Source organism: Bradyrhizobium sp. HKCCYLS3077, from assembly GCF_051167555.1.
Taxonomy (GTDB): Bacteria; Pseudomonadota; Alphaproteobacteria; order Rhizobiales; family Xanthobacteraceae; genus Bradyrhizobium.
In genome coordinates, this window is sequence record NZ_JBNPTH010000004.1 from 1 (window position 1) to 14,872 (window position 14,872).

Sequence of the window (14,872 nt, forward strand, 5' to 3'; positions counted from 1 at the left end):
AGCGTCTCGCGAGCGCGCTTATAAATCGCGCCGTAGCGAGCGAGACGCTCGGGTGGTCGGCCCGTTACCCCATCTACGGCAGCGTCGCTCTGCCATTGGTGATGGAAACCGCTGAGTAGGGTGGGCAAAGGCGCGCGCCATGATGTATCGGCTCGGCCTCGGTCCCTCTCGCGCCGTGCCCACCATCGCGCACCGCGCTCGGGGATGGGCGGTGGGCACGCTGCCGCCTTTGGCGGCGGCTTTGCCCACCCTACGGCATCTCAGTTAGTCCGCCGCCTTGGCCCGCAGCCGCTGCGCATAGACGTTGATCACCAGCGCCGCGAGCAGGATCAGGCCGCGGATCAGGATCTTCAAAAAGCTGTCGATGTTGACGTGGTCGAGGCCGTTGTTGAGCACGCCGAGCACGAACAGGCCGACGATGGTGTTGCCGATGCCGCCGCGGCCGCCGAACAGGCTGGTGCCGCCGACCACGACGGCGGCGATGGAGTCGAGCAAATAGGTGTCGAACTCGTTCTGCTGCGCGCTGCCGAAATGCGCCACGCCCAGCATGCCGCCGATGCCGGAGCAGACCGCCGAGATCACCATCACGCTGCCGAGGATCAGCTTGACGTTCAGGCCCGAGTACTCCGCCGCCTCGCGGTTGCCGCCGACCATATAGACGTAGCGGCCGAAGCGCGTGTAGGTGAGCACGAGGTGACCGAGCAGCAGCATCAGGGCGGCGACGATCACGATCCACGGGATGCCGGCGATGGAGCCTGAGCCGAGTGTCGTGATGATCGGCGGGACCTTGTAGGCGATCTGGCCGCGCACCAGCATCGCCGAGACGCCGGCCGCGATCTGCATCATCGCGAGCGTCATGATGAAGGAGGGGATGCCGATCACGGTCAGGCCGAAGGCGTTCACGGCGCCGAGCAGGGCGCACAACGCGAGCGCCAGCAGGATGGCGGCAAAGCCCGGCATCGGCACATTGGCGATGTTGACGTAGGAGTCCTGCAAGGTGAAGTAGGCGACCGCGATGCCGGTGACGTTGGCGATGGCGGCGATCGACAGGTCGATCTCGGCGCAAAGAATGACGAATGTCAGGCCGACGGCGATGATGCCGGTGATCGAGACCTGCGTCAGGATGTTGCCGACATTGTCCAGCGTGGCGAAGGACGGGCTGGCGATCGCGAAGAACGCCGTGAGGAAGATCAGCGTCAAAAACGGCGCGATGTTGCGCATCTGCGAGCGCAGCAGCGCGGCGACCCCGCCCGCGCGTCGCGGCTGCGCCTCGGGCATCGGAACGGTCTCGCCATGCGCCATGAAAGTCTCCCTACGCCGCCTCGAGCAGACGGTCTTTGCTGATTGTTTCGCCGGCGAATTCGCGCACGACCTCGCCGCGCTTGAGAACGATGACCCGGTCGGCCATCGACAGCACGGTCTCTGGCTCCGTCGACATCACAATCACGGCGATGCCCTGGTCGCGCAGCTTGCGCACGATGCCGATGACGTCGCTCTTGGCGCCGACATCCATGCCGCGCGTGGGTTCGCACAGCACCAGCAGCCGCGGCGGATGGCTGAGCCATTTCGCGAGTGCCACCTTCTGCTGGTTGCCGCCCGAGAGCAGGCCGAGGTCGATCTCGACATCGGCCGGGCGGATCTGCAACTGCTCGACCTGCTTCTGGGCCAGTTCGCGTTCGCGCGAGGGCTTCAGCAGCACCGCATTGATGCGGTCGAGGATGCTGATCGACACGTTCTTGTAGACAGGCTCCTGCAGGAACAGCATGTCGCGCCGGCTCTCCGGCACGAAGGCGATGCCGGCGCGGCAAGCATCCGCCGTGCTCTTGAAACGATTGGGCTCACCTGAAACGCGCAACTCGCCGGCATCGGGCGCGAGCTTGCCGAACAGGATCCGGGCCAGCTCGAGCTGGCCGCACCCCATGAAGCCATAGATGCCGAGCACCTCGCCGGCGCGGACCGAGAACGACACGCGCTTGAGATTGCGGGCCAGCGACAGCCCTTCGGCTTCCACGACCACCGGCTTGTCGGCCGGCGGCGCGGGCAGGGTGATGTCATGGGTGTAGCTGTCCTCGAGTGCATCGCGGCCCTTGCCGATCATGGCCTCGATCAGCGCCGCCTTGCTGGTGTCGGCGGACCTGGTCTCCATGATCTTGCGGCCGTTGCGGAACACGGTCACCTCGTCGGAGATCAGCAGGATGTCCTCGATGAAGTGCGAGATGAAGATGATGCCCGTGCCTTGCGCGCGCAGCCGGTTCAAGGCCGCGAACAGTCGCTCGACCTCGGGAGGCGACAGTGCGGAGGTCGGCTCGTCCAGGATGATGATGCGCGCGCCTGAGAACAGCACGCGCGCGATCTCGATCAGCTGTTGAACGCCGATCGGGAGATCGCCGAGCCGGCTCATCGGGTCGGCGTCGATGCCGAGCTTCTTGAGCTGCTCGGCCGCCTCGCGCGCCATGCGTCGCCACTGCACGATGCCGAGCGCATTGGTCGGCTGATTGCCGAGAAACACGTTCTCGGCCACGGTGAGATCAGGCGCGACGCTGAGCTCCTGATGCACCATGGCGATGCCGGCCGCGCGCGCGTCGCGGACGGAATTGAAATGGACCTCGCGACCGTCGAGCAGGAAGCGGCCGGAGAAACCGGTATGCACGCCGGCGATGATCTTCATCAGCGTGCTCTTGCCGGCGCCGTTCTCCCCGACGAGACCATGGATCTCGCCGGGTCGAAGGGTGAAGTCGACGCCGCGCAACGCGGTGACGCCGCCGAACGACTTGGTGATGTCCTGCAACTGCAGAAGTGGTGGGCGGCTGTCCAGCATGGGAAGAGACTTCAGATCAGGAAGTGATCCTCCATCCATTGCATGCCCGGCGCATTGGCCTTGGTCACGACCGGGCCGTCGGTGATCACATGTTTCGGAATGCCCTGGCCACTCTTCTCGCCCGCGGTCACCGCCGCGACGCCGGCCACGATCGCGCCGCCATGGATGCGGCAGGACGGATTGCGGACGGTTGCGAACATGCGGCCGTCGCTGACGGCCTGGATCGCGGGCGGCATGGCGTCGACGCCGCCGATCAGGATGTTGGTGCGGTTGCGCGCCTTCATGATGTTGTAGGCGGCGAGCGCCATGTCGTCATTGTGGAAGAAGGCCGCGTCGATCTGCGGATACTTCGTGAGATAGGTCTCCCACAGGCGCGCCGCTTTCGACACGTCCCAGTCGGCCGGCTGAGTGTCGAGCACCTCGATGTTCGGGAACTGCTTGATCACCGAGTTGAAGCCCTTGGCGCGGCCCTGCGAACCGGTGTGGCCGAGCGCGCCCTGGGTCATGATGATCTTGCCCTTGCCGCCCATCGCATTCGCGAGCGCCTGGGTGACGGATGCGCCCATGAACTCGTTGTCGGGTGCGAGGAAGGAGTGGACGTTGATCTGATCGAGCGGCGCGATCAGCGTGTCCATGTCGATGACGGGGATGCCGGCGTCGATCATCTTCTGCACCGGCTGCGTCAGCGTGCCGATGCCGAACGCCTGGATGGCGACGAAGTCCCACTTCTGCGAGGCCATGTTGTCGATCGCGGCGCGCTGCTTCACCGCATCGAGCTGGCCGTCGAACCAGGTCACCTCGACGTTGAGCAGCTTGCCCCACCATTCGGCGGCCTGCTTGCCTTGCGCGCACCACGTCGCCTGCAGACCTGCATTGGAGAACGCCGCCTTCAGCGGCTTCTCGGAGCGGCCCATCTCGGCGGCGAGCGCCGGGTTGATGCCGAAGCCGGCGAGCAATGCCGCCGCAGAGCCCGCGGCGGTCGCCGCCTGGAGAATATCGCGCCTGTTCTTGAATGACTTTTTGGACGTTTCGTCAGTGCCGGACATGCCGTGCTCCCTGTCCCATTGTTGTCTGGCGTCGTCATTGATCGCGCCGCCAAGAGCTGCACTGTTTCACAACCCCAGAGAACACGCTACAGCCGGATGTTGTGCGCTGCATCCAACTGATGTCGCGGCGCACGCGTTGTCAGAAAACGGTGATGCGTCCATGCTACGCGGCGCATGACATCGTCTTGCGCCATGCATTTGTTGGAGACGCGGTTTTGGCAACGACGCGCATTGCTGTGATCGGCGACATCCATCACGGACAGGACACACCAACGAAGCGCGGCGCGATGGCGCTGCCGCTGCTGGAGCGATTTGTCGCACAGGTCAACGACGCGCGCGTCGATGCGGTGATCGATCTCGGCGACCGAATCTCGGATGAGGATCCCGAACGAGACCGCCTGCTCCAGAGCGACGTCGCGATGGGCTTCGCGAGCCTTGCGGTGGCACACCATCACCTCAGCGGCAATCATGATGTCGCATGTCTCACGCTTGCCGACAATGAAGCGATTTTCGATCTCCCCAGCGGGTCGCGTTCACTCCCCATCGGCGACATCCGATGCGTGTTCTGGCAGCCCGATGTCCGTCTCACCCGCGCGCGCGGGCTGCATCTGTCCGACGGCGATCTCGACGGCCTCGAGGCCTTGCTCGGCGAGGATGAGCGGCCGACCTTGCTCGTGAGCCACGTGCCGCTGTCGGGGCACGCGCAGACCGGCAACTATTACTTCGAGGCCAATCCCGGGCATGCGACCTATGCCGACGTCGGCGAGATCCGGAAGGTCATCGCCGGCGCGCCCTGTCCGATCGTCGCGCTCGCCGGTCATGTACACTGGAATACGCTGACCACGGTCGACGGCACGCCGCACATCACGCTTCAATCATTGACCGAGACCTTCATCTCCGGCGAGCCGGCCGAGTCGTTCGGCGTGCTGGAGGTCGAGGCCGATGAACTGCGCTGGGTGGTGCGGGGCAGAGAGCCGGTGTCTCTCATGCTGCCATGGCGGAGAACCAAATCGCACTGGCGCGCGCCCTTGCCGTCATTCGCGACGAGCTGACGCAGAGCCGCGGCGGACCACGTTCAGGCAGCGTTCATGAGGAGAGGCATAGTCTCTGGACAGATGATCTGCCGGCTCAAAAAAATAGAGCAGGGCAGCGGGCCCTGCTCGGAAATTGTGTCGACCCTTTGATATCCCGCAAGTTCAGATTTGATCTTGTTAAGCGGGGTGACGCTGCTTTTTGCGCGCCAGGGCTCCTCCCGAGACTTGGACCACCAGACTTCCGCAAGCGTTAGCCTGAGGCCCGAATTCGTAGACGATCTTTTTGCGTTTGTCATCCTTTTCGGCAACGATTGTTCAAATTTCGCGCATTCCATGAAATGATCGATAAGTGCCTGCAATTGGCGGGTTTTATTTTCGTTTTTTCCCTCACTAGGTGCTAAAATACCTCGTAATCTGGCGGCCCGAAAGCGGACGCGGCGTTGTTCTTAATCAACGACCGCCGTCCGAATGTCCCGGACTGTGCCCATCCTGTCCTCGACTCGGGGGCAGGGCTGGGGCACAAGATCCCGGTTCAATTGGCGGGCATCCATGCGGCAGCGGCTGCAAGCGTTTTTTCCGATCGTGCTGATCGCACTGATGGTGCAGATCCTGGCGCCGATCGGGTTTGCCTGGGCCACGGCCGCGAACGCATCCGATCCGCTGCGCGGTGTCGAGATCTGCCACAGCCGAGCGGGTTCCCAGCCGGCCGACAATGAACCCTCCGGCAAGCTTGGCCATTCGGCGTGTGCGCTCTGCTGCACGGTGCAGCCGGTCGTGTTCGAGGGGCCGGCGCCCATCCGCGCCGATCTTCCCCAGCGTGAAGCGCGGGTCGTCGTGTGGCGGTCAATGGCTGCGGATATCCGGGCCGCCCTGGCGTCGTCCTCTGCGCGCGCAAGAGCGCCTCCTGCGGCATGACGGCCTGGCCGCTCCGCGGCCGAAGAGATTCCTCTCCACTCCGAATCGCAAAGACGCTGTCTCTCTGTTCGTCCGGCCCCGGTCCGTACGGATATGGGTCCATGTGTCGTACCAGCGTATTTGCGGCAACTTTCATCGAAGGATCACCGTCATGACTCTGCTTGGACGTTCCCTGTTTGCATTTGCTCTTCTCCTGATCGGCTCGCCCGCCAGCTTCGCCGCGGACATCAAGGCCGGTGACCTCGTCATCAGCCAGCCCTGGAGCCGGGCCACGCCGGGCGGGGCCAAGACCGGCGCGGGCTATCTGACGATCGCAAACAAGGGCACGGCGCCGGATCGCCTCGTCGCCGTGTCCGGCGAGGTCGCCGGCCGCATCGAGGTACACGAAATGGCCGTGAACAACGGCGTCATGACGATGCGTCCGCTCGAGAACGGGCTCACGATCGAGCCGGGCAAGACCGTGGCCCTGGCGCCGGGCGGCTATCATCTGATGCTGATGGATCTCAAGAGCCCGCTGAAGCAGGGCGACAAGCTGCCGGTGACGCTGGAGTTCGAGAAGGCCGGGAAGGTGGCGGTGACGATCGAGGTTCAGGCGGTCGGCGCGAAGGGGCCGGGCGGCGAGGGCGGCGGCAGCATGATGAAGCAGCACGATCATTCCGGGATGAAGATGTAGCGTCCTGGACCAGGGGCTTTTCATGGACCGACGGGTCTTCAACCAGGCGCTGCTGGCGGGATCGCTCAGCGGCCTGCTGCTGCCCGGCGCACATGCCGAACCGGGACAGCGATTGCCCGGCAGGCCGGTCATCGGCCTGCTGGTCTATCCGGGCATGATCCTGCTCGATCTCACCGGTCCTCTGACCGTCTTCAACATCATGCAGGCCGACATCAGGCTGATCGGCGCATCCATGGCGCCGGTCGCGACCGACGTCGGGATCGCCGTCAGCCCGAGTCACAGCTTCGAGACCGCGACAGCCGATCTCGACGTTCTGTTCGTGCCGGGCGGGCTGAAGGGCACCGTCGACGGCATGAACGATCCGCGGACCGTCGACTTCGTCGCGAAGCGCGGCGAGACCGCGCGCTTTGTCACCAGCGTCTGCACGGGGGCGCTGCTTCTGGGCGCGGCTGGCCTGCTCAAAGGCTACAAGGCAACCTCGCATTGGTACGTCCGCGACCTGCTGCCCTTGATGGGCGCAACCATGGTGGCCGACCGCGTCGTGTCGGATCGCAACCGCATCACGGCGGGCGGCGTCACCGCGGGCATCGATTTCGGGCTCGCGCTGGCTGCGCAACTCACCAGCGAGGAGAACGCCAAGCGCATTCAGCTTCTGATCGAATATGATCCGCAGCCGCCGTTTGCGGCCGGATCACCCGAGCGAGCCGGTGTGGAGGCGGCCAATGCCGTGCTGACGCAGCGCGGCCCGCTGATCCGGCAGGCCGAGCAGGCGGCGCGCGCGGCCGGATCGAGGCTCGGCGTCCGATGAGTCCAGGTCGCGCGATCCCTTCTTATCCTCGCACGCGCAATGGCCGTGACAATTGCGGTGCGCGGCGTGGCTGGATCGCGCGCCTGCTGCCAATCGCCTTGCTGGCGCTGATCATTCAAGTGCTGGCGCCGGTGGCAGCTTCGACCATCGCGGCTGCCGCGGCCTCAACCCTCGATCCGTTCGACGGCGCCGCGATCTGCCATGCCGAAGTGGACGCCGCCCCGTCCAATCGCGAGACCGACCGCACGGCCTGCGGCCTCGATTGCGTCATGTGCTGCGTGCTCCACGCCGCCGTCGCCCTCGATCTGCCGCCTGTTGCCGCCAACACGGCCCCGCTGCGCGGATGGGCGCGGATCGCCTGGATTGGGCGCGAACTCACCCTCATCCATCTTCCCTCTCGCTCACAAACGCAGCCGCGCGGACCTCCCGTCCTCTCCTGACCAAGCAAATCATCACCGTCGCGACAAGCGCTTGCGCCGGTCTGCAAACTGATCAGGAAGACCGGCCGTCGAGCCGGCATTGGGGAAGTCTCACATGTTTCGTCGTCATGCCCTCGGTGGCGTGAGCGTGGTCGCCTTGCAGCTCGTGCTGTTGCCGCCGGCCACCGTCGCGTCCGCCCAGTCCGTGAGGGAATTGCCATCCGTCACCGTCGATGCCCCGCGTCCTGCGGCGCCTCGCGCCGCGCGCAAGCCGGCGGCGCAGCCCATTTCGGTCAGCGCCCGCGCGCCGAAGCCGGTGGCGTCGGCCGCCAACATCTCCGGCCAGGGGCAGGCCGCGTCGGGCCGGCTCGCCGGAGCAAGCGCCGCCCGTGACCAGCTCAGCCAGTCGCCGTCCGGCCAGACGGCAACCACCATCGACCGCAGCCGCTTCGACGACCGGCCTGCCTTCTCGGTCGGCGACATCCTGCGCGAAAGCCCCGGCGTGTCGGTCAAGCAGGGCAACGGCCCGCGCGATCTCGGCATCTCCATCCGCGGCTCCAATGCGCGCAACGGCTTCGGCATCCGCAACATCGTGCTGTTCGAGGACGGCTTCCCGGTCACCCAGCCGGACGGCCTGTCGCGCAGCGATCTGATCGATCCGCACGCCTATGGCGCGGTCGACGTCATCAGAGGACCGTCCTCGGCGCTGTACGGCAACTACGCGACCGGCGGCGCGATCAATTTCCGCACCCGCCCCGGCGGCAGCATCGACGGCGCGGAGATCGGTAGCGAGGGCGGCAGCTTCGGCTATCTCAGCAACTATCTCGCCTTCGGCAAAAAGGTCGGCAATTTCGAGGGATCGCTGTTCACCAGCGATGTCCGCGGCGACGGCTATCTCGGCAACAGCTGGTTCAACACCCAGACGGTCAATTTCCTGGGCACGGTGAAGGTGACGCCGGACGATCGGTTCACGGTGAAGATCATCAACAACGATCTCACGACGCGGCTGCCGGTCCGATACACGCTGAGCAATTACTATCTCAATCCATATCAGCAGGGCTGCACCAACGGGAAGTCGTTTGCCGCCGGCTGCCAGACCGTCGGCCTCAACAAAAACGGATTCAATACGCTGGGTGGCGTCGACACGGAAACCGCGCTGCAGGCCGGCCTCGGCCGCAACGACCGCCGCACCATCGTCGGCGGTCGCTGGGAGCATGACTTCGACAATAATACGACATGGCGCAACCAATTCGTGTTCGACGATCGCAACATCAGCCAGCCCACGGGATCCACTAGCGCGATCGGCGACTATCCCTCCTATAACTACATGAGCGACATCACCAGGCGCGGTGAGATCTTCGGCCTGGAATCGACCGCCTTCTTCGGTGCCTTCTACAATACGCTCACGGCGTCGGGGGATACGCGCTTCGTGGTGCCCGGCGGCAACGCGGCGCTCGGACGTCTTTCGGGCAACACGTGGAGCGAAACCACCAATTATGGCTTCCGGGCGCGCGAAGAGCTCAAGCTGACGGCTGCCCTGACTGCGGTGGCCGGACTCGGCTGGGAGCGCACGCATCTGCGCGGGGTGAACACGGCGTATAGCTACAACGCGACGGGCATTGCGACGACATCAATCACCACCGCGGACCGCCAGTTCGACAATCTCGCTCCAGAGCTGGCGCTGCTCTACAAGGTGAACAGCGACTGGCTGCTGCGCGCGCGCGTCGCGACCGGCTATGGGACGCCGCAGGCGTCGAACCTGTTCGTTCTGCCGACCGGCGCCTTCGGCAACAACACCCAGCTGAAATCGCAGACCAATCTCGGCTACGATGTCGGCTTCGACTGGACGCCGAACCGGACGGTGACAGTCAGTGCGACCGGCTTCTACGAGTTCTTCCGCAACGAGATCGTCACCCAGGCCGTTACGGGTCCGCTCAACTCGTCCTACACGTTCAACGCGCCGCGTTCGGAGCATCGCGGCGTCGAGCTGGCGGCGGACTGGCGGTTCCTGCCGGGCTGGCGTTTCACCGCCGCCTATACCTATCTGGACCAAACCTACACCGACTACACCGAGAACCTCGCCAGCGGATCGACGCTTTTCAGCTTCAACCGCGCCGGCAACAAGATCCCTGGCATCTCGCCGAACGAGCTGACGGCGCGGCTGGGCTACGATCACGACAGCGGCAGACTGGCCGGGCTCGGTGGTTTCGTCGAGGTCCAATGGAAGGACTCTTTCTATATGGACAACGGCAACCTGCAGAAGGCGCCCGGCTACGAGCTCGTCAACCTGAACGTTCACTACAAGACGGAGCTGGCTTCGGAGACGTTCAAGTCGCTGAACGTCTTCTTCGAAGTCCGTAACGTGTTCGACCGCACCTACATCGCTTCAGCAAACAACCTGCAGAATGCGATGAAATCCGGCGTACAGGACGTGGCGACCACCGGGACGATCTACGCCGGCTCGCCGCGCGCGTTCCTGGCCGGCATGAAGGTGGCATTCCGATGAGGACCAGCATGACAGCAACGGTACGGCTCAAGAGTGCTCTGCTCGGAGTAGCGATAGGTCTGCTTTGTGCGCCAATCGCCCAGGCCCAGATGGCGCATCAGCATGGCTCGGACGCGGCCTGCGAAGGCACCGAATTGCGATGCGCCACCAAGGTCACGCCGTACTTCGCCGCTGACGGCAAGCTCTGGCTGGCCTGGATGGCCGGTGGGCGGGTGTCGGTCGCAAGCTCGAGTGATGAGGGCCGCACGCTGTCCACGGCGGTGGCGGTCAACGACCAGCCGCTCAATCTCGACTGGGGACCGGATGCCCGTCCGAAGCTGGTGGTCGACGGCAAGGGCGGGATCGCGGTCGCGTTCTCGATCTTCCGCGATCAGGCCTTCAACGGGCAGGTGCTGTACACGCGCTCGGATGATGGCGGCCAAAGCTTCGCGCCTGTCCGCCCGATCACGGCGAACAACGAGAGCCAGCGCTTCGAGGCGCTGGCGCTCGACCAGGATGGGACCGTCTTCGTGGCCTGGCTCGACAAGCGCAACCGCGTGCCGGCGAAGGCTGCGGGGCGTGCTTACGAGGGGGCCGCGTTGTTCTTCGCCTCGTCGCGCGATGGCGGCGCCACCTATGCCGAGGCGACGATGGCCCAGGACAACACCTGCGAATGCTGCCGGCTGGGCCTCGCGTTTGCGGGGCCCGGACGTCCGGTCGTGATCTTCCGCAACATCTTCGAGGGCAGCGTCCGCGATCATGCGGTGGTGACCTTCAAGGACCTCGCCACGCCCGGCGACGTCTATCGGGTCAGTACCGACGATTGGCAGATCAAGGCCTGCCCGCACCAGGGGCCGACCCTGACGGTCGCGCCCAGCGGCGCCTACCATGTCGCCTGGTTCACCAGCGGCAAGGTCCGCAAGGGGCTGTTCTATGCGCATTCGCGCGACGGCGGCCGGACCTTCTCCGACCCGATGCCGATCGGCCGCCCCGACCGCAACCCGACGCGGCCCTATCTGCTTGCGACGTCAGAGATGACAACTTTGGTGTGGAAGGAGTTCGACGGCGAGCGGACCACGGTCATGGTGATGCAGTCGCACGACGATGGCGAAACCTGGTCGAAACCGCGCGCCCTCGCCAGCACCGACAATGCGTCGGACCATCCGCTCCTTGTGTCGAAAGGCGGCAAGGTGTTCCTGTCCTGGATGACCAAGGCGGACGGCTATCGGCTGCAGGCGATCGGAGACGAGTCATGAAGCGCGCCATGTTGGGCTTGGCCATTGCGGGACTTCTCGCCCTGACCGCGTCGAGCACCGCGGCGCCGCCGTCGCTCAAGCCGTTCGAGCGCGGCTCCTGGCGCGAGGTGCTGCGGTCCCATGCGGGACGGCCGACCTTGATCCATTTCTGGGGCGTGACCTGCGGCCCCTGTAAGATCGAGCTTCCGCAGCTCGGCAAGTTCATGGCGGATCATCCCGAGATCGACGTCGTCACCGTGAGTGCCGACCTCGTGCCGAATCTGGATGCCGCGACCCAGGCCATGTTGGACAAGGCGGGCCTCGCCGCAGCCGAGAACTTCATCTTCAACGACGGCTATGCCGAGCGTCTCAGGTTCGAGATCGATCCGTCCTGGCAGGGCGAGATTCCCCGCACCATTCTGGTCTCCCGCGACGGCGCGATGTCGACCATCGAAGGCAGCGCCGAGATCAGCGACCTCGACAAATGGTGGTCGGAGCAGGGACGCCCGCAATAGGGTGGCGCCGCGTGGCGGCTCGGGCTGGCCGCGCGGGCGCGGCCGGTTCGCAACGAGGCGCCTGTGCTGGTTCATCCTCCACGTGAGCGAGGGCAGTAAAATGATCGGGAATACGGAGGCTTAGCCGCCTTTTTTCAATCCCAGTCTTGTGTTTTGCCGCCTGATCCGGTTTGACTGCGCCAGCCCGAACCGAATCTCGAAGGCCTCGCCCCATGCGTTTGTCGCGGTTTTTCCTGCCAATCTTGAAAGAAAATCCGAAGGAAGCCGAGATCGTCTCGCACCGGCTGATGCTGCGCGCCGGCATGCTGCGGCAGGAGGCCGCCGGCATCTACGCCTGGCTGCCGCTGGGCTTCAAGGTGCTGAAGAAGATCGAGCAGATCGTGCGCGAGGAGCAGAACCGGGCCGGCGCGCTCGAGTTGCTGATGCCGACCCTCCAGCTCGCCGATCTCTGGCGCGAGAGCGGCCGCTACGACGCCTATGGTCCGGAGATGCTGCGTATCAGCGACCGCCACAAGCGCGAGCTGCTGTACGGGCCGACCAACGAGGAAATGATCACGGAAATCTTCCGTGCCTATGTGAAGTCCTACCGTAACCTGCCGCTCAACCTCTATCATATTCAATGGAAATTCCGCGACGAGCAGCGTCCGCGCTTCGGCGTGATGCGTGGCCGCGAATTCCTGATGAAGGACGCCTATTCGTTCGACCTCGACGAGGCCGGCGCGCGGCGCGCCTACAACAAGATGTTCGTCGCTTATCTGCGCACATTCGCGCGGATGGGCCTGAAGGGCATCCCGATGCGCGCCGAGACCGGCCCGATCGGCGGCGATCTCAGCCACGAGTTTATCGTGCTGGCGGAGACCGGCGAGTCCGGCGTCTATTGCGATCGCAACGTTCTCGATCTTCCGATCCCGCCGGCCTCGGTCGATTACGACGGCGACCTCACGCCGATCATCAAGGAATGGACCTCGCTCTACGCGGCGACCGAGGACGTGCATGATCACGCCCGCTTCGAGAGCGAGGTGCCGGAAGAGCGCCGCGTTCACACCCGCGGCATCGAGGTTGGCCAGATCTTCTACTTCGGCACCAAATATTCCGAGCCGATGAAGGCCCTGGTTGCCGGTCCCGATGGCGCCGAGGTCACCATTCATGGCGGTTCCTATGGCGTCGGCGTGTCGCGTCTGGCTGGCGCGATCATCGAGGCCTGCCATGACGATGCCGGCATCAAATGGCCGGAAGAGGTTGCGCCGTTCCGCGCGGTCATCCTGAACCTGAAGCAGGGTGGCTCCGACACCGATGCGGCCTGCGAGCAGCTCTATCGCGATCTCCTCGCCAAGGGCGTGGACGTGCTCTACGACGACACGGAGCAGCGCGCCGGCGGCAAATTCGCCACCGCCGATCTCATCGGCATCCCCTGGCAGATCATGGTCGGACCCAAGAGCCTCGCCGAGGGCAAGGTCGAGGTGAAGACCCGCAGCGACGGCGCGCGCCAGATGATGTCGCCCGCCGACGTCGTGGCGCGTCTCGGCGGCGGAACTCAGCCGGCCTGAGGCGGGCGTTCGATCATCGGATTATCCACCGGGGGTAGCCCCTTCCTTCCGGCCAATCCGGCCACAATCGGCCCGAATCATGGGATGATCGCGCAATGGATAACGCCATGACCGAACCCGTGCAGACCGCGCCCTTCGCCCCCTTCGAGTGGATGCTGTCGGGACGCTATCTGCGTGCGCGGCGCCGGGAAGGGTTCATTTCGGTGATCGCGGGGTTCTCGTTCCTCGGCATCATGCTCGGCGTCGCGACGCTGATCATCGTGATGGCGGTCATGAACGGCTTCCGAAAGGAGCTGCTCGACAAGATCCTCGGCCTCAATGGCCATCTGCTGGTGCAACCGCTGGAATCGCCGCTGACGGACTGGAAGGACGTCTCCGAGCGCATCGCGCAGGTGCAGGGGATCCGGCTTGCCGCGCCGGTCGTCGACGGCCAGGGCCTCGGCTCCTCCCCGTTCAACGCCTCCGGCGTGTTCATCCGCGGCATCCGCTCGCAGGACCTAACGAACCTGACGTCGATCGCCAAAAACATCAAGCAGGGCTCCTTGGAAGGGTTTGACGAGGGGCAGGGGGTGGCGATCGGCCGGCGTCTCGCCGACCAGCTCTCGCTGCATGCCGGTGACAGCATCACGCTGGTCGCCCCGAAAGGCGCGGTGACGCCGATGGGCACCACGCCGCGGATCAAGCCCTACAAGGTCGCGGCCGTGTTCGAGATCGGTATGTCCGAATACGATTCGAGTTTCGTGTTCATGCCGCTGGCCGAAGCGCAGGCCTATTTCAACCGCAACAACGACGTCACAGCGATCGAGATCTTCACCAGCAATCCCGACAAGGTCGAGCAGTTCCGAAAGACGGTGACCGAGGCGGCCGGGCGTCCGATCTTCCTGGTCGACTGGCGCCAGCGCAACTCGACCTTCTTCAACGCGCTCCAGGTCGAGCGCAATGTGATGTTCCTGATCCTTACCTTGATCGTGCTGGTTGCCGCTCTCAACATCATCTCCGGGCTGATCATGCTGGTGAAGGACAAGGGCCAGGATATCGCGGTCCTCCGGACCATGGGCGCCTCGCAGGGCGCGATCATGCGCATCTTCCTGATCACGGGCGCCGCGATCGGCGTGGTCGGCACGCTCACCGGGTTCGTCGTCGGATTGCTGATCTCCGCCAACATCGAGTCGATCAGGCAGTTCCTGTCCTGGCTCACGAGCACCGATCTGTTTCCTCAGGAACTCTATTTCCTTTCAAAGCTGCCGGCCGAGATCGATGCGGGTGAGACCGCGGCTGTTCTCATCATGGCCCTGACCCTGTCCTTTCTGGCGACGCTCTACCCAAGCTGGCGCGCGGCCCGATTAGACCCGGTCGAAGCGCTGCGCTACGAGTGAG

At 64.8% G+C, this 14,872-nt stretch carries 13 protein-coding genes; 10 read left to right on the plus strand and 3 right to left on the minus strand.

Annotated features, from left to right (window positions below):
• Nucleotides 1–264: 264 nt before the first annotated feature.
• Genes ACQR0Z_RS16230 through ACQR0Z_RS16240 form a run of 3 tightly spaced genes read right to left on the minus strand, consistent with a single transcriptional unit; the run spans nt 265 to nt 3,864 of the window.
• Nucleotides 265–1,302 (minus strand): ABC transporter permease, encoded by a 1,038-nt coding sequence (locus ACQR0Z_RS16230; protein ID WP_434879962.1) that lies wholly within the window; start codon nt 1,300–1,302, stop codon nt 265–267.
• A 10-nt stretch (nt 1,303–1,312) separates the two neighbouring features.
• Complete coding sequence (locus tag ACQR0Z_RS16235) at nt 1,313–2,818, minus strand: sugar ABC transporter ATP-binding protein (RefSeq protein ID WP_434879963.1); 1,506 nt, start codon at nt 2,816–2,818, stop codon at nt 1,313–1,315.
• Between the two features lie 11 nt (nt 2,819–2,829).
• Nucleotides 2,830–3,864 carry a sugar ABC transporter substrate-binding protein gene (locus tag ACQR0Z_RS16240; protein ID WP_434879964.1) on the minus strand — a complete coding sequence of 345 codons (1,035 nt, stop codon included), beginning with the start codon at nt 3,862–3,864 and terminating at the stop codon, nt 2,830–2,832.
• 287 nt (nt 3,865–4,151) lie between these two features.
• Between ACQR0Z_RS16240 and ACQR0Z_RS16245 the strand changes: the two genes are divergently transcribed.
• The 10 genes from ACQR0Z_RS16245 to ACQR0Z_RS16290 all read left to right on the plus strand — a co-directional run bounded on the left by ACQR0Z_RS16245 (nt 4,152) and on the right by ACQR0Z_RS16290 (nt 14,871).
• Nucleotides 4,152–4,916 (plus strand): metallophosphoesterase family protein, encoded by a 765-nt coding sequence (locus ACQR0Z_RS16245; RefSeq protein WP_434879998.1) that lies wholly within the window; start codon nt 4,152–4,154, stop codon nt 4,914–4,916.
• A 531-nt stretch (nt 4,917–5,447) separates the two neighbouring features.
• The gene (locus tag ACQR0Z_RS16250) at nt 5,448–5,813 is read left to right on the plus strand and encodes a DUF2946 family protein (RefSeq protein ID WP_434879965.1); all 366 of its coding nucleotides are present in this window, start codon (nt 5,448–5,450) and stop codon (nt 5,811–5,813) included.
• Between the two features lie 151 nt (nt 5,814–5,964).
• On the plus strand, nt 5,965–6,486 hold the full coding sequence (locus ACQR0Z_RS16255; protein WP_434879966.1) for a copper chaperone PCu(A)C: 522 nt from the start codon (nt 5,965–5,967) through the stop codon (nt 6,484–6,486).
• Between the two features lie 22 nt (nt 6,487–6,508).
• Entirely contained in the window at nt 6,509–7,294 is a 786-nt protein-coding gene (locus tag ACQR0Z_RS16260) for a DJ-1/PfpI family protein (RefSeq protein ID WP_434879967.1), read from the plus strand.
• A 98-nt stretch (nt 7,295–7,392) separates the two neighbouring features.
• On the plus strand, nt 7,393–7,734 hold the full coding sequence (locus ACQR0Z_RS16265; protein ID WP_434879968.1) for a DUF2946 family protein: 342 nt from the start codon (nt 7,393–7,395) through the stop codon (nt 7,732–7,734).
• A 94-nt stretch (nt 7,735–7,828) separates the two neighbouring features.
• Complete coding sequence (locus tag ACQR0Z_RS16270; protein ID WP_434919331.1) at nt 7,829–10,219, plus strand: TonB-dependent receptor family protein; 2,391 nt, start codon at nt 7,829–7,831, stop codon at nt 10,217–10,219.
• A gap of 8 nt (nt 10,220–10,227) precedes the next feature.
• Nucleotides 10,228–11,454 (plus strand): exo-alpha-sialidase, encoded by a 1,227-nt coding sequence (locus ACQR0Z_RS16275; RefSeq protein WP_434919332.1) that lies wholly within the window; start codon nt 10,228–10,230, stop codon nt 11,452–11,454.
• A complete protein-coding gene (locus ACQR0Z_RS16280) occupies nt 11,451–11,948 on the plus strand; it encodes a TlpA family protein disulfide reductase (protein WP_434919333.1) in 498 nt (165 codons plus the stop codon). Before ACQR0Z_RS16275 ends, ACQR0Z_RS16280 begins: the two co-directional genes overlap by 4 nt.
• Nucleotides 11,949–12,160: 212 nt before the next feature.
• On the plus strand, nt 12,161–13,495 hold the full coding sequence (proS, locus tag ACQR0Z_RS16285; RefSeq protein ID WP_434859142.1) for a proline--tRNA ligase: 1,335 nt from the start codon (nt 12,161–12,163) through the stop codon (nt 13,493–13,495).
• A 95-nt stretch (nt 13,496–13,590) separates the two neighbouring features.
• Nucleotides 13,591–14,871 (plus strand): lipoprotein-releasing ABC transporter permease subunit, encoded by a 1,281-nt coding sequence (locus tag ACQR0Z_RS16290; RefSeq protein WP_434879972.1) that lies wholly within the window; start codon nt 13,591–13,593, stop codon nt 14,869–14,871.
• Nucleotide 14,872 lies beyond the last annotated feature (1 nt).